Origin of the sequence: Pedobacter ginsengiterrae, assembly GCF_039537385.1 — a bacterium.
Taxonomy (GTDB): Bacteria; Bacteroidota; Bacteroidia; order Sphingobacteriales; family Sphingobacteriaceae; genus Pedobacter; species Pedobacter ginsengiterrae.
Genome location: NZ_BAABAK010000010.1, coordinates 72,372 through 90,222, shown reverse-complemented (window position 1 = coordinate 90,222; position 17,851 = coordinate 72,372). Strand labels below are relative to the sequence as shown.

The window sequence follows — 17,851 nt, the reverse complement described above, 5'->3', positions numbered from 1 at the left end:
TTATCCCTCAATTATATATGAAGAAACTTATATTAACAATCTCGTTCCTATTAACAACCACATTTCTATTCGCTCAAAAAAACGGCAGTATCTTAGGCGTTTTAGTCGATAGTGCTAATCATAAAACCACACTAAATTATTCTACAGTTTCTGTTTATAAACTTGGCGATAGTGTACTAAGTACTTATAAGTTATCAGATGATAAAGGGACTTTCAAAATAAATAACTTACAAACAGGCATTAAATATCGGTTAATAATTACAGCATGGCTATACGGTACTTATCGTAAAGAAGTTGAACTGACAGCGCAGAACCCAATTGTAAATCTTGGCACTTTATATCTCTCTACAAAAGCCAATGATTTAAATGAAGTAAGCATAGTTGCCGAGCGGCCACCCGTTATTGTGCGTAAAGATACCATTGAATTTAATGCCGAATCTTTTAAAACGCTTCCATCGGCAGTGGTTGAAGATTTATTAAAAAAACTACCTGGGGTTGCCATAGCGGGTGATGGTTCGATACAAGTTAACGGAAAAACAGTAAGCAAAATTTTAGTTGATGGAAAAGAGTTTTTTGGAGGCGACCAACAAATTGCAACTAAAAACCTACCAGCTAACATTATTGATAAAATCCAGGTATCAGATGATAAAGATGCTAAACGCCAAGACCCAGATTTGCTAGCGGTAAATACGCCTCAGGTTATTAATCTAAAGCTAAAAAAAGCCATAAAACAAGGGGCTTTTGGTAAACTTTATGGCGGAGGCGGATTACCGAATGGCCGTTACGAAGCTGGTGGTATTATGAATTTCTTTAGAGATACAACACAGGTAAGTATTTTGGGTTACGGCAATAATGTAAACAAATCGGGCTTTTCTGTAAGTGAAATTATGAGAATTGGAGGAATGCAGCGAACAGGTGTTAACTCAATGATGGTCAATAGTGATGGCGGTTTTGCTCTTAATGGTGTTAGTTTTGGTGGTGCTGCCAGCGGCGTACAAACTTCGGCTGGAGCAGGGGCTAACTTTAATACGCTAACCAAAAAAGGTGCAAAATTAAATCTTAAATATTTCTTCGGATTAAGCAATCAAGAAAACATAACGCTTAGCGATAGCAGACAAAGCTTAGGAACAGGCGATTTGTTATCATCTACTAATCAAAATCAATTAAATAAATTATATAGCCATAATATTAGTGGTCGTGGCGAATTTAAAATCGATAGCTTACATAAGTTTATAATAACACCATCCGTAACCATAAATAACACCAGAAACGCAGGTTTGCTACTTACACAAACCCGCGACATTAATAACATTGAATTAAATAACGGCTACAATCAATCTAGAACTGTAGGCGATAATGTCGAATATCAGATCTCAAGCAATTTATGGAAAGACTTGAAAAAGAATAAAGGAAGCATAAACACGACATTAAATTTAATGAAGCGAAATAATTATACCGATTATTTCAACAATACAATCAGTAATTTTTACAACCCTAATTCAACTCAAATACTAGATCAGCTTCGAGATAATAACATTAAAAATCAAGGTGCGTATTTAAGCATTAACTTCACCAGAATTTTAAATAAGAAACTTAATTTAACAATAGCTGGCAACGGCAATTATCTGAATAACGAAAATGCTTTAGCTACTTTTTACAAAGATCCAAACAACCAGGCTTACGATATTGCAATTCCAACGCTTTCTCAAACCGTAAATCAAAAAGGTTTTAAAACGAATACCCGAACCTCGTTGAGATGGAAAATAACAAAAGATTTTTCAATTCAACCAGGCATTATTTTCAACACGATTAATTTAGAAAACAGCTTTACCAGTTATCCGTCGTTTAACCAAAGTTTTAAATTTATTGCCGCCTCAGGTACTATTCGATATAAAGATTTCAGCATAGATTATACCCCAAATTTCCGCGAACCTGATGTAAATTACATACAGCCTGTAGCTAACAATACTAATCCGCTTTACATCCAAAATGGAAATCCGAATTTAGTACCCACCAAAACACATCAGGTTAATTTAAATCTTTATAAATACGATGTAAAAAATTCGCTTAATTATAATGTTTGGGGCGGCGGAAGTATAGATAACGATGCTGTAATTATGGCCAGAACCATAAGTGCTACAGGTGCACAAACCTCTACCCCAATAAACGTAGATGGAATTATAAGATTAAATGCAGGTTTAAATTTTAGTAAGGATATAAAGAAAGATAAAAGGCAAATTACACTTGGAACAGGCTTTTACACCAACTTTACCCGCAATTTGGTACAAGTGAATAACATTCGCAGTTATGCCAAAATTTTAAGCATTACACCGCGTATTAGTGGTAAACTTAATTTAAATGATAAAGTTGAAATTTCTACAAGCTATAATTTAGGGATAAATAACAGTCGTTACGATGATAGCTATTTTACCAACATAAATTATTTTACACACATGAGCGATAACGAGCTTATTGTACGCTTACCAAAAAAGCTCGTTTGGGAAACTACTTATCGCATTAATTACAACACGCAAACTGTGGCAGGCTTTAATAATAAAATTCAGATTTGGAATGCTGGACTTACTTATCTTTTCTTAAAAAATGATCGGGCACAGCTTAAATTTTCTATCAACGATATTTTAAATACCAATACCAGACGATATGTTAGTATAAGCGAAAATACTATTCGCGATACCAGATACAATAATTTAGGCCGATACGGTTTGTTAACTTTTACCTATAACATCCAAAATTTTGGAGGAAAAGTTGGCGGAAAAGATACCTTTTTCAGATTTTAGCTTTCAGGCTCCTGTTTAAAAGCACGAGCCTGAATTCTATATGCCGATTAAATAACTGGCGTTAGTCTTACCAAATACTGGTCTTCCTCATCATCAAAAATAATCTCACTGGCCCAGCCTGTTTCAGCTGCAATAGTCTTTATGGTTTTCTGATCAATGTAAAGCCAATTAAACCAGTTTCCTTTTTCTCCTTTGTATTCATATTGGTAAGAAACTTCGCCATAATAATGGTTTTGAGGCTTTGGTAAATCCTCATATAAATAAGCAATGTCTGATGTATCAAAAAGAACCTGTCCGCTCGGATTAGTTAAACTTTTAAGCCTGATTAAAAAGTCTTTAAAACCTGGCAAAGTTCCTGTTAAACCGATGCCATTCATCAACATTAAAATGGTATCGAATTTTTCTTTGTAGGTAAAAATATCCTGAACGAATGCTTTTTTAACACCTCTATCTTTCATAATATTAACCGCAGCTTCTGATACATCTATAGCTGTAACATCAATATTAAAGGCTTGTAAAACTAATGCATGACTACCAACGCCTGCACCAATATCCAAAACTTTTCCTGTGCACATCTGCAAAGCCTGAAGTTCTAAAACTGGCATATCTTCGTCATCTCGATAGAAAAAATCGACTGGCATTTCTTCTGGTTCGTCATAAGAATTATGTAGCCAAAGAATATCGGCTTCGCCGTTTTCGTAAAAATCAATTAGGGCCTTGCCAAAAACATCCATAAAGCAAAGATAAGAAAAATGGAAGATGGATCAGGGAGATTATAGAGCTAACCGTCATTTCAATCAGAGTGAAACGAAAGGGAGAAATCTTTAAACATTTTCAAATTCAAAGATTTCTCAACTACGCATGAAATATTAATCTAACTCAAATTCCTGATGATATTCTGGTATCGCTACATGCTTGAAACCATGTTCTTTTAATCGGGTGGCGAAGTTTTGCTGCACCTCATATTCTCCGTGCACCAAAAATAATTGCTTAACTTTTTCAGGATCTTGTCCTGATAAAAACTTTAACAAATCTTCGTAATCGCCATGCGCACTCATCGATTTTATCGATCGAACTTCAGCTTTTACGTCATAATCATCGTGAAAAATATCGACTACTTTCTGTCCTGCTATTAACCTGCCACCCAAAGATGAAGGTTCGCAATAACCAACCATTAAAATTGTATTCTTTTGATTATTGATGTTATTTCTAATGTGATGTTTTACTCGCCCTGCTTCGGCCATTCCCGATGCAGAAATAATTACACAAGGTCTTGGATCGGAATTTAAAGCTTTGGATTCTTCTACAGTTTCAACAAAGCGTAGTCCTTTAAAAGCAAAAATATCATGATCAATTTTTAAGGTTTCCTTTACACCATTGTTATATACTTCAGGGTGGTTCTTCAAAATCTCTGTTGCTTTCGATGATAGTGGACTATCTACATAATAACGAACATCGGGTAGTTTATGCTTTAATTCTAAACTATTTAAAGCATATAAAAGTTCTTGTGTACGGCCAACGCTAAATGCTGGAATAATAACCTTACCCTTTTTTATATTACAGGTATTGTTAATAATCTCGTACAACATATTTTCGATAGGCTCTAAATCTTTATGCAGCGAATCGCCATAAGTAGATTCCATTAAAATATAATCGGCTTGACTAAATTGTTGTGGGCTTTTTAAAAGCAAATCGCCATAACGACCAACATCCCCACTAAAACTTACTCTGGTTGATTTACCATCTTCAGTTATAGTTAAATGAACGGCTGCACTACCTAAAATATGACCAGCATCTGTAAATTGTAAACGAATGCCTGGTTCAATTTCGAAATCTTCTTCATATTCCACAATCTTCATTTGGCTAACCGCCTTTATAACATCTTCATCGGTATATAAAGGTTCTTCTTTTTCCTGCCCAGGTTTTAAATGGCGATTAGAAAATTCAGCATCCTGCATTTGTATTTTAGCAGAATCCATCATTAAAATACGTGCCAAATCCATTGTTGCTGAAGTACAGAAAATTTTACCTTCAAAGCCTTCTCCAACAAGTCGGGGCAATAAACCGCAATGGTCGATGTGTGCGTGAGAAAGCACCAAATAGGTTACTTTTTTAGCATCGAAGCCAAAGTAGCCATTTAGCTTATCAGTAACTTGTCCCATGCCTTGAAAAAGGCCGCAATCTAATAATATTTGAGTGTTATTTTTAAGCGTAATAAGGTGCTTACTCCCTGTAACTGTACGGGCAGCACCATGAAAGGCAATTTTCATTTAGTGGTGGTTAGAAATTATAATTGAATAAAAATGCCGGATATTTCCGGCATCTCCAATTATTTAAGCTGTTATTTTATCTTTCACTTTATCAGCAACATCGCTAGCTCTGTCTGCTAATCCAGATAATTTACTTTTCGACGAATCCAAAAGATCGCTAAACCAATCTGATAATTTATCTTTAACCTCATTATTAGAATCTGAAGATAATGCTAATGCAATTGTTGCACCTAAAGCTGCTCCAGCTAATACACCTACTATAATTTTTGTTTCCTTTGTCATAATCGTAATTCTTTAATTATTAAACATAAATTAGCACTTGCTGTTTTATTTTTTTTTACAACACAAAAACCAATCCACAATGAAAAATATCTTTTTTATCGATTTAGATAATACTATTTATTTCACAAAACCAAACGAGCAACAGTTAATGGGTGGTCTTTACGGCGTTTTAGAAAATGAAGATTTAGGTATTTCTGATGAAGAATATCAATTGGCAAAAAAGGAAATGTTGCGAACACCTTTTCAAAAAGTGGCTGCGAAGTATGGTTTTAAACAAACCGCTATTGATAATGCAATAAAATATCTGGTGACCGGAGAAGTTACGGCTCCGTTAAGTCCATCTCAAGATTATCATTACATCAAAAACCTAGAGGGAAAAAAGTTTATTGTTACAGCTGGTTTTCTTCGTAAACAGACAACGAAAGTAAAAATGCTTGGCATTGCTGACGATTTTGAAGAAGTTTATGTAGTCGATGTAACCACATCTAATCAAAATAAAAAAGATGCTTTTGAAACATTAATTGAAAAACACATATTAAACCCAGCCGATATTCTGGTAATTGGGGATGATGCAGAATCGGAAATTAAATTTGGGCTGGAGCTCGGTTTATCAACCTTTCTTTTAGATCCTGAAAATCTTCATCCCAATGCGAATTCTACTTTTCGGGGAAGTGATTTGAGTGAACTTCACAAAGCAGCAGGTCAATAATATCCAATAAAAAAGTCCCGATTTTCATCGGGACTTTTAAACTTATCCTCTTCCACCTCTGGTTGGCCTTCCACCCTCACTACTTCGCTCTCCTCCACCTCTACTTTGTTGCTGTGGTTGTGCTTGTTGCCTAACTTCCGAACGTTGCTGCTCGCTTCTTTGTTGGCGTTGTTGTTCTGCCTGTTGTGAACGTTGCTGTTGCATTTGCTCATTTCTTTGTTGCATTTGCTGACGTTGCTGTTGTGCTTGCTGATCGCGTTGAGCCCTTTGTTGTTCTTGCATTTGCTGACGTTGCTGATCGGCCTGCTGAGAACGCTGTTGCTGTGCTTGCTGATCGCGTTGAGCCCTTTGTTGCTCTTGCATTTGCTGACGTTGTTGATCGGCCTGCTGAGAACGTTGCTGTTGCGCTTGCTGATCACGCTGAGCCCTTTGTTGTTCCTGCATTTGCTGACGTTGCTGGTCGGCCTGCTGAGAACGTTGCTGTTGCGCTTGCTGATCTCGCTGTGTTCGTTGTTGTTGCATTTGTTGCGATTGCAATTCTCGTTGTGAGTTTTGCTGATCACGACTCATACGATCCTGTTGAGTTCTCTGTTGCATTTGCTGAATACGCTCCTGATCACGGTTTCCTTGCTCACGAGTTCTTTCTGAAAGCTGACGATTTCTCTGTTCTGCATCATTACCGTTTTGGTTCGTACGATCAGTTCTACCCATCGCATCGCGATTATAAACTCCACCTCTTTCATTTGGCTGGTTATTATTATCTCTGCGATTATCTATACCTCTGTTGGGTTGAGTTGCTTTATTATCATCGCCTCTCTGTCCAATTCGGTTATCGTTATTTCCACCTCTTTGATCACGGTTAGAATAACTATTATCACCTCTGCCACTTCTATTAAAACCAGCATTACCCTGCTCAAATTTTCTTGGCGCAGCACTGCGATTATCTACTGATCCACGCTCAGGTCTTGGTCTGTAAATAGAAACCGATCTGTTATCAATTCTACTTGCTCCAGGTCTGTTACTTTGCGAATACCTGTAAACCGTTACATTACGATTTGTAGCTCTTCTAATGTCCTCCATCCTTGGTCCACCATAATAACTTCTTCTGTTGTAAACATAAGTATTGTTAATTATCGTTGTATTGCGGATATAAACATTGTTTCTACCATAGTTATATCTAGGGAACGAATTAATGTAAATATTGGATTGAGGAATAAAATTCCAGCAAAATTCAGGTACAGTGTAACGGCGACCGAAGCTTAAATTTATGCTAATACTTGGCGCCATTGGTGCCCAGCCATAATAACCATCGCCACTTCTCCAATCTACCCAGGCTGGTCCCCAATTCGTATCTGGTAACCAGATCCATTGTCGGTAGCTATTAATAACCCAACGGCCATAGTGGAAAGGTGCCCAGCCCCAATCGTAATTAGAAACCCAGGTATTACCATACTCTGTCATCGCCCAACGCCCATTGGTATAATAAGGACGAAATTCTTCCTGATTTACATCTGGACGCCAAACGTAACCATATTGCGGATCCTGAATCCAGGTGCCGTAAGGAGAAAGTTCATCATAAAAAGTTTGGAGAGACACATTACCAGTATTGTAACCATCATCCTGATAATTTTCTTCATAGCCTTGTGCCCTGACTAAGGTGGTGGTTCCGGCAAGGAGCGCAAAAAGCCCCAGCACAAGTGCCGTAGTTTTCAGTGTTTTCATTTGTGTGTTTATATTAATAACCTAATGTGTGTGTATCAATTAGAGAACCAAAATTATATATGGTTTAATATGCAAGCATAGTTTTTTCAGTTTTCTGCCAAATATTGTATTTCAAGGCATATTTAACTTGTATTTAACGTTTTGCAGCTCATATAATTGTGCAGAAAATAAGTCAATTAGAAATAAAATTTGCTACACCAGTGTTTACAAAAGAGATTATATTGCATTGTTTACAAACTTTAAAACTTAAATTCTATTTATTGTAAGTATTTTTGTAGCATGCAAAACGGCACCTTATATTTAATCCCTGTACCTCTGGCAGAAGAGGTTTCACACAAAACCTTTACACCTTATTTGGTTGATACAATTAATCAGATTGATACTTACATTGTAGAGAACAGCAAAACTGCCCGTAGATTTTTAAAAGAAGCAGGCTTAAAAACTCCACAAAAAGATTTAATCGTTCACGATTATGGCAAACATAACAGAAGCGATTTAGGTCAATTTTTTACTGAGCTTAAAGCTGGAAAAGATGTTGGTTTAATGAGCGAAGCGGGTTGCCCTGGTATTGCAGATCCTGGAGCCGACATTGTTGCCGAAGCACATAAACGCAATATAAAAGTGGTTCCGTTAGTTGGTCCGAGTTCAATTCTTTTAGCCTTAATGGCCTCTGGCTTTAACGGTCAAAGCTTTGCTTTTTGGGGTTATTTACCAATTGATAAAGAACAACGTACAAAGCGCATTAAAGATTTAGATCTATCTGCAAGTCGTTATAAACAAACTCAAATTTTTATAGAAACACCTTTCCGCAATAACCAAATGTTAGAAGAAGTTTTAAAAAGCTGTAAGCCGAATACGCAACTTTGCATCGCCAGTAATTTAACAGGAGCTGATGAGTTTATTAAAACACAAAGTGTGCACGCCTGGCGCAAAGAAGAAATAGATCTGCATAAAAAACCGACTATATTTTTGTTGTATTAAATTGGTAACTTGATTTTTAGCTTTCTGAATTTATGATTCAAATAGCATTCGCGAATAAGGCAAAAAGTATTTTATCGCAAGATGAAAACGTAATCGGATTAGCGGTTGCGGGCTCTTGGCTTACCAATGAACTGGATGAATTTTCGGATGTTGATCTAATTCTGATTACCAAAGAAACAATATCTGATAATAAGGATAAAATGATTGCCTATGCCAAAAGTATAGGCAATTTTATATCTGGTTTTACCGGAGAACATGTTGGAGAACCAAGAGTTTTAATTTGTCTTTACGATAATCCCCTACTGCATGTTGATATCAAGTTTATAACACTTAAAGAATTTGAAGTTAGAATAGAGAATCCCAAAATTCTATTCGACCGAGATAACCAACTTCAAACTGTTTTAAATAATTCTGCGGCAAAATTTCCGTTTCCTGACTACCAATGGATTGAAGACCGCTTTTGGACCTGGGTGCATTATACGCTTTTAAAAATTGGTCGTGGTGAGTATATGGAAGCTTATGATTTTTTCGGCTTTTTAAGAATGGTAGTTTTCGGCCCTTTGCTTCACCTAAAAAGCGGCAACTTACCTCGTGCGGTTAGAAAAGTTGAAATGGACTTAAAGCAAGGCGATTTAGAAAGTTTAATCAATACCATTCCCTCATACAACAAACTTGCTTTGTTAACTAGCCTAAAACACGCTGTTGAATTATACAAGCAACTCAGAAATACCCTATTCGATGATAAAGTAACCGTAAATAAGATTGCAGAACAAAAAGTAATGGAATATTTTATCGATATTGAGAATAGATAATTAATTTAATAAAATCTTTTTAACGACTAATGGAATCCGAGAATCGCTGGGGAATGAAACGGACAACAGATTATACTAGCTAAATTTTTAGTAAAAAAGCAGAATTACCAGGACAGATTTATAAAATATTATTCATTAAATCCATCTAACTAACCCTAGTTGATTAAAACCTTTAATTTAAAAGAAGTTACTGGTAAAGGAAAATCTTATTTATACATTCCCTTCCCGTCGATAAAATTGATGACGGAATCTGGGAGAAAAAACTGAACACTTTTATTTTCTTTTATCGCCTTGCGGATAAATGTTGAAGAAATTTCCATTAATGGGGTATTCGTAAAGGTTATTGAGGGATAATTTTCCCATTCCTTTACCTGTGCACCTGGCCGTGGGTAAACGTAAATCTGATAGTTTTTTAACAGCACTTCATAATTTTTCCACTTCTTCAGCGAAACCAAATTATCGGCCCCCATAATCAGCACAAATTCTTTTTCAGGATATTTTTCGTGCAAATAAGTTAAAGTATCGATGGTATAAGACGGTTGAGGTAAAGCAAACTCAATATCACTAACCCTAATGTTTTCAGTCTTTTCAGTCGCTAATCTGGCCATTTCCAGCCTGTCGTACATATTACCCAACCCACTTTTATCTTTCAATGGGTTATGAGGAGAAACAACTAACCATACCTCATCAAGCTCAGTATGGTTAGCCATATAATTAGCAATAATTAAATGCCCTGTATGAATTGGGTTATAAGAACCAAAGAAAAGCCCAGTTTTCATTTTAATTGCAAATTGAGAATTTAAAACGCTTAGCTATTTAAAAAATCGCTGACCAACTTTTCTGCTTCTGCACATGCAGTTGCCAAATCGTAGTTTTTTAAAATCACATCGAACTTATCTGCATAAAGCAACTCTTTCTCTGCTTTAATAAAGCGTTCCTGTAATTTTTCTTCACTATCCGTTCCACGACCGCTTAAACGTTCTTTCAAAACTTCTAACGATGGCGGCTGAACAAAGATTGCTAATGCATCATCTTCATATTTTCTTTTCAAGCGAATCCCGCCTTCAACATCAATATCAAAAATAACATGTTTATCATCATTCCAGATTCGTTCTATCTCTGAACGTAAAGTACCATAAAAAGTGCCATTGTAAACCTCTTCGAACTCCACAAATTCCTGGCGGGCAACCTTGTGTAAAAACTCTTCCTTACTGATGAAATAATAATCGTTTTCGTGCTGCTCTGCTCCCCTCAATTCGCGTGTTGTAGCAGAAATAGAAAAGCTCAGGTTAGGAAACTTCTTTAATAAATGGTGTACAATAGTTGTTTTACCTGCTCCCGATGGTGCTGAAAATATAATTAATTTACCTTGTTTCATTCTGTTAAGCATAAAGACAAAAGCAGAAAGTCCAAAGCTTTAGTCTTTGAGCTTTAAGCTTTAAGCTTTTTATAATACGTTTAATAACTGTTCTTTTATTTTCTCTAACTCTTCTTTCATTCCCACAACAAACTGCTGCATTTGAGCATCGTTTGCCTTTGCACCCATCGTATTTATCTCTCTACCAATTTCCTGAGAAATAAACCCTAGTTTTTTACCATTAGCTTCTTTACTCGTTAAAGTTTGAAGAAAGTAATCGCAATGACTTTTTAAACGTGTTTTTTCTTCCGTGATATCAATTTTATCGATGTAGTAAATTAATTCCTGCTCAAAACGATTCTGATCGATGTTAACCTTACCAACAGCATCATCTAAAAACTGAGTAAACTTATCTCGTATTGCAGAAATCCTTTTAGGTTCTAATTCCTCTACCGATTTAAAGTACGACAGAATATTTTTAATTCTTAATTCCAAATCAGCTTTTAAAACTGCACCTTCATCCGCTCTAAACTTATTAAAATTGGCTAAGGCATCAGTAAAAATTTTATATAACTGATTCCACTCATCTTCACTTACACTTTCTTCTTTATAACTAATAACCTCAGGAAAAGTTAAAGCAGTTTGCAGTAAGTTACTGCTATTGGCATTTAATTGATCGTTAACAGCAATAAGTTGATTGTAATAATGCGCAAGCAAAGCGGTATTTATATTAGCGCCCGTAACCTCACCCGAACTACGTTCTACGGTAATGCTTAAGCTAACCTTCCCACGTTCAATATCTTTACTACATATATTACGCAGTATTAATTCTTTATCAGAAAAAGCTTTTGGATATTTTAGATTTAGCTCAAGAAATTTACTGTTGAGCGATTTAATTTCGACACTATATTTAGCATTCGCATAATCGGCTGCTGCCAAGCCGTATCCTGTCATGGATTTTATCATGCGCAAAGGTAAGAAAAATTTAAAGAGTTTTAAACCTGTCAAAAACCGTTTGTATGTGCACGGCGCTTTAAACATTTGATGTAGCGCAAAACCTGTAGTTATTGGCAAATACAGTCCCGCTAATACTACAATCTTTTGGGTAACGTTAACGAATATATCAGTTTCTACTACCAAAAGTATTTTCGTTTATATCGGGGCTATTCAACAAAACTCGTTCTTATGGCAAATTCTAAAACCCGTTTTAACTAAAAAACAATATTATAAATGCAATAAGATTACAAACAAACAGAGCAGTATTAACGTTTTTTTAACAGATTACTTGGTTAACAATTGTTAATTTTACGAAATATCTCATACAATATGAAAGCCCGTTACCTATTTTTATTGCTTCTTTTCCCGCTTACCTGCCTTTATTACTCTGCAAAAGCGCAGGATTTTATTGTAAAAGGCGTTGTTTTCGAAAAAGGAGCAAATGTAAGAATTGCAATAGCCAATATTACAAATGTTCGTAATGGGATTGGTGTTACCAGTAATGATTTGGGCATGTTTCAAATTCGAGCATCAGTTGGCGACACGCTTTTAATCGATAAAGCCAACATGAACGATCAGAGAATTGTTATTACTGGCCATCAGGATATTTTGATTTATTTAGTTCGTAGTACTACTATGCTAAATGAAGTAACCGTTATTGGAAACACAAAAAAGGCCGATTTAGCTGAAATAAAAAAAGAATTTCAAAATAAAGGAGTTTATAATGGAGGTAGATCATCCTTTTTATCTGCCATATTTAACCCTTTAAATGGCTTATACAATTTGGTTGGCAGAGATCCAAAAAACGCCAGAAGATTTGGGCGATATGCTGATAACGAGATTAAACAATCGCAAATTGATGTATATTTTAATCCAACTATAATTAAAAACAATACAGAGTTACGAGGCGACACTTTAGAAAAATACATGGTCGATTATAGACCAGAATTCCAAAAAGCACAGTATTGGAACAGTTATGATTATATTAAATACATTAAAGAATCATCGAAGAAATTTACCGATACCTTAGGGAAAGGAAAATAGTTATGCATGGTGAATTAAGTCTGTAAAATCAGTCGATTTAAACAAGTGGAATCGAGCAATCAATTTATCTATCCGCCGATGGCTTTAACTTATTCTGAATTTTATTTTTAATCCATTCAGCTATAATTAGCATTTTCCCAGCTGCCAGCATAAAAACATGGATAATCATTGAAAAAAATATATATACCCTGCAAATTCAAGTTGTCGTAGCCATTTGAATTTAATACTCGATTTTATTTCGAAGTGACTTCACTTAACATCAACCAAGTTTAGGTTATCGATCTCAAAATCCTCCATCGAATCTGAGTGATAATACAAGTTTTTACTAATAAATTATCGTAAAGTGATTGGTTTAAATTGAAAGCGCCTCACAAGCTTTTTCTGCAGCAAGTTTTTCTGCATTTTTTTTGTTGTAATCTCTACCAGTACCTACTTTTTCACCTTCAACTACAGCGCTTATTGTAAATAGCTTATTGCTTTCACCTTCGCCATTTTCAACAAGTTCGAACATAATATCCTTACCATGGCGCTGGCACCATTCAATTAATTTACTCTTGAAATTAGTTTCTGTGAGCTCTAAAGTATGAATATCGATATGCGGTTTTACAATTCTACGCAATAAAAACTCTTTGGTAAAATTATAGCCCTTATCCATATAAATTGCCCCAATAATCGCTTCAAAAGCATCTCCAAGCATAGAATTATGCTTAGTTTGAATACTTACAGAACGTTGATCGAATTGGATTAATTTATCGAAACCCATTTTTTTAGCCAACTGGTTTAAGTTAGCTCGATTTACAATTTTGGAGCGCATTTCGGTAAGAAACCCCTCCTCTTTGTATGGGTAATGTTTAAAAAGCAATTCGGCAATTACAGAACCTAAAACAGCATCGCCTAAAAACTCTAACCGTTCGTTACTACTACGACTGCCATTTTTTAAAACTTTAGCAACAGAACGATGCCTGAACGCCATTTTGTACAGCGTTACATTCCCTGGAACGAACCCAAGAATATTCTTCAGCTTTTTAACAAACTCCTTTTCGGGAGAGAGATAAAGTTTATATAATTTTAATATCGGCATTAAATAAATAACACAATTAACGGCTAATTAGCATATTTAACTAAGTTATCTATTTTTAACTAGCATACAAAATTATATAGCAAGGCGCAGTTTAATTAATCTTCGTATTTTTTGAAAATTACTGAGGCGTTGTGGCCTCCGAAACCAAATGTATTACTTAACGCTGCCCTAACTGTACGTTTTTCGGCTTTATTAAAGGTAAAATTCAGTTTTGGATCAAATGCAGGATCATCTGTAAAGTGGTTAATTGTTGGAGGAACAATATCATTTTTTACAGCTAAAATTGCAGCAATCGCTTCAACAGCACCAGCAGCACCCAAAAGGTGGCCCGTCATCGATTTGGTAGAACTGATGTTTAAACGGTAAGCATCTTCTCCAAACAATGTTCCAATAGCCTTCGTTTCGCTAATATCACCAAGTGGTGTAGAAGTTCCATGAACGTTAATGTAATCTATATCAGCAGTTGTTAAACCTGCATCTTTTAATGCATTTGTCATTACCATTCTGGCACCTAAACCTTCAGGATGTGGAGCTGTAATGTGATTTGCATCAGCACTCATTCCACCGCCAACAAGCTCTGCATAAATTTTTGCACCTCTTGCTTTTGCATGTTCAAGTTCTTCCAAAATAATAGTTCCTGCACCCTCACCTGCTACAAAACCATCACGATCTTTATCGAAAGGACGGGAAGCTGTAGCTGGATCATCATTACGTGTAGATAATGCATGCATGGCATTAAAACCACCCATACCCGCTTCGTTAATAATTGCTTCAGAACCACCACTGATAATCACATCTGCCATACCCAAACGGATATAGTTAAATGCATCAATCATAGCGTTTGTAGAAGAAGCACATGCCGAAACAGTTGCAAAATTTGGCCCACGTAAGCCATACTTGATAGAGATATGCCCTGGAGCAATATCTATAATCATTTTAGGGATAAAAAATGGATTGTATCTTGGCGTACCATCTCCTTTAGCGAAATTTGAAATTTCATCTAAAAAAGTTTTCAATCCACCTATGCCCGCACCCCAAATAACGCCGATTCGGTTGGTATCTAATTTTTCAAAATCAAAACCACCATCCTTCACAGCCTCATCTGTAGCTACAAGAGCATATTGTACAAACGGATCTAATTTACGGGCTTCCTTCTTTTCCAAAAAATCTTCTGGATTAAAGTTTTTTACCTCGCAAGCGAATTTCGTTTTGAACTTTTCAGTATCAAAACCTTTAATAGGAGCAGCGCCACTCACCCCGTTAGTCAATCCTTCCCAAAAATCGGGAACATTATTGCCTATAGGAGTGAGCGCACCCAACCCTGTTACTACTACTCTTTTTAATTCCATTTATACTGAAAAAGCGTAACTCTATTTAACGTTTTTTTCCAAATAAGCGATTGCTTGACCAACTGTACCGATGGTTTCAGCCTGATCATCAGGAATAGCTACATTAAATTCTTTTTCAAATTCCATAATTAACTCTACGGTATCTAAAGAATCTGCACCCAAATCGTTGGTGAATGAAGCCTCTGGCGTAACTTCGCTTTCGTCAACACCTAGTTTTTCTACGATAATAGCCTTAACTCTTGAAGCAATATCAGACATAATTTTATAATTTAATGGTTAAATAATTCTGTGCAAAGAAAAATAAATTCTTACAATTTTCAAATGTTTTTATTTCGATACCTAATTTTGGCTCTCAAATAACAAGCGAATATAGAATTAGTTTTTTAATTTCGTTCTGTAAATAATTTATTTCCTTTTGAATAGAACTTACCTAAAATTAACTTTAGACCTTGATTTCATACTAATTGCGGTAACAGCACCCCTAAAAGACTATGTGTTGTGCCACAAAATTAATACGCGTTTAAACACGCATTTTGAAAAAGTAGAAGATCATGAAATATTTTTTAACATTGACGAACCAGCATGGTTTTTCTCCAAATATTACTTTTTTGTAGAGCAAAATGAAGTGGAATATTACTTAATTAGCAACAAAAGTAGTGATGGTGTACTCGTTCCTGAAATGAATAATGTTGATTTTTTTATCATTATTAAAGAATTTATTGATCAAGAAGATCTGGATTATTTGATAAGCGGATTAAACAAAATACCTGATATACAGGTAGCTGCAAAAATAAACCCAGCCAAACTTAAATCAAAAGAGAATTTGGTAATATAAAAATTATATACTTGGTGTATTAATTACACTATATTTGAGGGTTATAAAAAACTGAACAAAACAAAAAATATATAAAATTTAATGTGGTTTAATTAATTTAGATAATTAATTAGAAACAGAAACTGCATTGCTAAAACGAATAATAAATGAAACCTTTTCATTCCAGAACAAAAATTGTAGCCACACTAGGCCCAGCTTCAGCTAAACCAGATGTATTATATAGTATGTTTAATGCAGGTTTAGATGTTTGTCGTTTAAATTTCTCTCATGGTTCTCAAGCAGATCATCAAGCGGTTTTAGATACCATTCGTGATTTGAATAAAAAATACGATTACAACGTTGGTATTCTTGCCGATTTACAAGGACCAAAAATTCGTATCGGTTTAGTTAAAGAAGGTGGTATTAACCTGATTAACGGAAAAACAACAATCATTACTACCCAAGAGTGTATCGGTAATGAAGAACGTATTTACATTACTTACCAAAACTTTCCACAAGATGTTCAGGCAGGTGAAATTATCTTATTAGATGATGGAAAACTGCAAATGAAAGTAATCTCTACCAATTTAAAAGATGAGGTAGTTTGTGAAATCGTTCACGGTGGTATTTTAACTTCTAGAAAAGGTGTAAACCTTCCTAACACGAAAGTTTCTATTCCATCTTTAACTCCAGAAGATAGAGAAAATTTAGAATTCGTCTTAGAAAATGATGTAGAATGGATTGGTTTATCATTCGTTCGTAAGGCCGAAGATATTATCGAACTTAAAAAAATAATTGCTGATCGCGGCAAAACAGCTCGCGTAATCGCTAAAATAGAGAAACCTGAAGCTATTGCCAACATCGATGAAATTATCGCTGTAACCGACGGAATTATGGTTGCTCGTGGAGATTTAGGTGTTGAGTGTCCGATGGAAGAAGTTCCATTATTACAAAAAATGATTGTTGCTAAATGTAGAGCAGCTTCAAAACCTGTAATTGTTGCAACTCAAATGCTTGAAAGCATGATTACAACACCTCGCCCAACTCGTGCTGAGGTAAATGACGTGGCAAACTCGGTATTAGATGGCGCTGATGCGGTAATGTTAAGTGGCGAAACTTCGGTTGGAGAATTTCCTTTAATTGTTATCGAAACGATGCAAAAAATTATTCAGAACATTGAGGATAACAACTACCCTTTCAATCCTGATAAGTTTTTAAAACCAAAATCGCCTTCTTTCTTAAGTGATGCAATTTGCGATTCGGCTTGTTTCTTAGCTAAACAGACTAACGCTGTTGGTATCGTTTCTATGACTTTAAGCGGTTACACTGCTTTTGAAATTTCAAGTCACCGTCCTGAAGCTTTAACTTATATTTTTACTAGCAACAGAGCATTATTAAATGCGGTAAGTTTACTTTGGGGTGTTAGAGGCTTTTACTACGATAAGTGGGAAAGTACAGATAATACCATTATCGAGGTTAACGAATTCTTAAAAAGCAAGAAATTGGTTAAACAAGGTGATATCATCATCAATACTGCCGCTATTCCAATCGAATCGAAAGGTAAAACCAATATGTTAAAAATTACAGTTATAGATTAATTTCTAAAACTTATAATAAAATTAAATGCCTGAGTTTA

Annotated in this window: 17 protein-coding genes; 7 read left to right on the top strand and 10 right to left on the bottom strand. The window is 35.3% G+C overall.

The annotated features are described in order from the left end of the window. The first annotated feature begins 17 nt into the window (after window positions 1-17). Window positions 18-2,798, top strand: coding sequence for an outer membrane beta-barrel protein (locus ABD692_RS09895; RefSeq protein ID WP_316755837.1), 2,781 nt, complete (start codon window positions 18-20; stop codon window positions 2,796-2,798). A gap of 47 nt (window positions 2,799-2,845) precedes the next feature. On the opposite strand, the gene ABD692_RS09890 is transcribed toward ABD692_RS09895, so the two are convergent. The 3 genes from ABD692_RS09890 to ABD692_RS09880 form a co-directional block, all read right to left on the bottom strand. Next, entirely contained in the window at window positions 2,846-3,532 is a 687-nt protein-coding gene (locus tag ABD692_RS09890; RefSeq protein WP_344766650.1) for a class I SAM-dependent methyltransferase, read from the bottom strand. A gap of 135 nt (window positions 3,533-3,667) precedes the next feature. Beyond that, window positions 3,668-5,068, bottom strand: coding sequence for an MBL fold metallo-hydrolase RNA specificity domain-containing protein (locus ABD692_RS09885; RefSeq protein ID WP_344766648.1), 1,401 nt, complete (start codon window positions 5,066-5,068; stop codon window positions 3,668-3,670). Window positions 5,069-5,131: 63 nt separating this feature from the next. Then, entirely contained in the window at window positions 5,132-5,350 is a 219-nt protein-coding gene (locus tag ABD692_RS09880) for a YtxH domain-containing protein (protein ID WP_344766646.1), read from the bottom strand. Window positions 5,351-5,429: 79 nt separating this feature from the next. Here ABD692_RS09880 and ABD692_RS09875 point away from each other — a divergent pair, with 79 nt between their 5' ends. Continuing rightward, window positions 5,430-6,059, top strand: coding sequence for an HAD family hydrolase (locus tag ABD692_RS09875; RefSeq protein ID WP_344766644.1), 630 nt, complete (start codon window positions 5,430-5,432; stop codon window positions 6,057-6,059). Between the two features lie 42 nt (window positions 6,060-6,101). Here the strand turns inward: ABD692_RS09875 and ABD692_RS09870 are convergent, their stop codons facing one another. Then, window positions 6,102-7,781, bottom strand: a complete 1,680-nt coding sequence (locus ABD692_RS09870) for a DUF6600 domain-containing protein (RefSeq protein ID WP_344766643.1) — start codon at window positions 7,779-7,781, stop codon at window positions 6,102-6,104. 279 nt (window positions 7,782-8,060) lie between these two features. Between ABD692_RS09870 and ABD692_RS09865 the strand changes: the two genes are divergently transcribed. Together ABD692_RS09865 and ABD692_RS09860 are read left to right on the top strand one after the other, a co-directional pair. Continuing rightward, window positions 8,061-8,762, top strand: coding sequence for an SAM-dependent methyltransferase (locus tag ABD692_RS09865; protein WP_316755825.1), 702 nt, complete (start codon window positions 8,061-8,063; stop codon window positions 8,760-8,762). A gap of 32 nt (window positions 8,763-8,794) precedes the next feature. Further along, complete coding sequence (locus ABD692_RS09860) at window positions 8,795-9,574, top strand: nucleotidyltransferase domain-containing protein (RefSeq protein ID WP_316755823.1); 780 nt, start codon at window positions 8,795-8,797, stop codon at window positions 9,572-9,574. A gap of 206 nt (window positions 9,575-9,780) precedes the next feature. Here ABD692_RS09860 and nadD read toward each other — a convergent pair whose 3' ends face one another. From nadD to ABD692_RS09845, 3 genes are all read right to left on the bottom strand, one after another. Continuing rightward, entirely contained in the window at window positions 9,781-10,353 is a 573-nt protein-coding gene (nadD, locus tag ABD692_RS09855; RefSeq protein WP_316755821.1) for a nicotinate (nicotinamide) nucleotide adenylyltransferase, read from the bottom strand. A 29-nt stretch (window positions 10,354-10,382) separates the two neighbouring features. Next, window positions 10,383-10,952 carry a guanylate kinase gene (gene gmk / locus ABD692_RS09850; RefSeq protein WP_316755819.1) on the bottom strand — a complete coding sequence of 190 codons (570 nt, stop codon included), beginning with the start codon at window positions 10,950-10,952 and terminating at the stop codon, window positions 10,383-10,385. A gap of 69 nt (window positions 10,953-11,021) precedes the next feature. Continuing rightward, entirely contained in the window at window positions 11,022-11,885 is an 864-nt protein-coding gene (locus tag ABD692_RS09845; protein ID WP_316756829.1) for a YicC/YloC family endoribonuclease, read from the bottom strand. 372 nt (window positions 11,886-12,257) lie between these two features. Here ABD692_RS09845 and ABD692_RS09840 point away from each other — a divergent pair, with 372 nt between their 5' ends. Beyond that, on the top strand, window positions 12,258-12,971 hold the full coding sequence (locus ABD692_RS09840) for a hypothetical protein (RefSeq protein ID WP_344766640.1): 714 nt from the start codon (window positions 12,258-12,260) through the stop codon (window positions 12,969-12,971). A gap of 352 nt (window positions 12,972-13,323) precedes the next feature. On the opposite strand, the gene rnc is transcribed toward ABD692_RS09840, so the two are convergent. From rnc to ABD692_RS09825, 3 genes are all read right to left on the bottom strand, one after another. Further along, on the bottom strand, window positions 13,324-14,052 hold the full coding sequence (rnc, locus tag ABD692_RS09835; protein ID WP_316755814.1) for a ribonuclease III: 729 nt from the start codon (window positions 14,050-14,052) through the stop codon (window positions 13,324-13,326). A 95-nt stretch (window positions 14,053-14,147) separates the two neighbouring features. Further along, window positions 14,148-15,401, bottom strand: a complete 1,254-nt coding sequence (gene fabF, locus ABD692_RS09830) for a beta-ketoacyl-ACP synthase II (protein WP_316755812.1) — start codon at window positions 15,399-15,401, stop codon at window positions 14,148-14,150. A gap of 21 nt (window positions 15,402-15,422) precedes the next feature. Next, the gene (locus ABD692_RS09825; protein ID WP_008508386.1) at window positions 15,423-15,659 is read right to left on the bottom strand and encodes an acyl carrier protein; all 237 of its coding nucleotides are present in this window, start codon (window positions 15,657-15,659) and stop codon (window positions 15,423-15,425) included. A 157-nt stretch (window positions 15,660-15,816) separates the two neighbouring features. Here ABD692_RS09825 and ABD692_RS09820 point away from each other — a divergent pair, with 157 nt between their 5' ends. Together ABD692_RS09820 and pyk are read left to right on the top strand one after the other, a co-directional pair. After that, window positions 15,817-16,236, top strand: a complete 420-nt coding sequence (locus ABD692_RS09820; RefSeq protein ID WP_316755810.1) for an IPExxxVDY family protein — start codon at window positions 15,817-15,819, stop codon at window positions 16,234-16,236. A 146-nt stretch (window positions 16,237-16,382) separates the two neighbouring features. Beyond that, on the top strand, window positions 16,383-17,813 hold the full coding sequence (gene pyk / locus ABD692_RS09815; protein ID WP_344766637.1) for a pyruvate kinase: 1,431 nt from the start codon (window positions 16,383-16,385) through the stop codon (window positions 17,811-17,813). Window positions 17,814-17,851 lie beyond the last annotated feature (38 nt).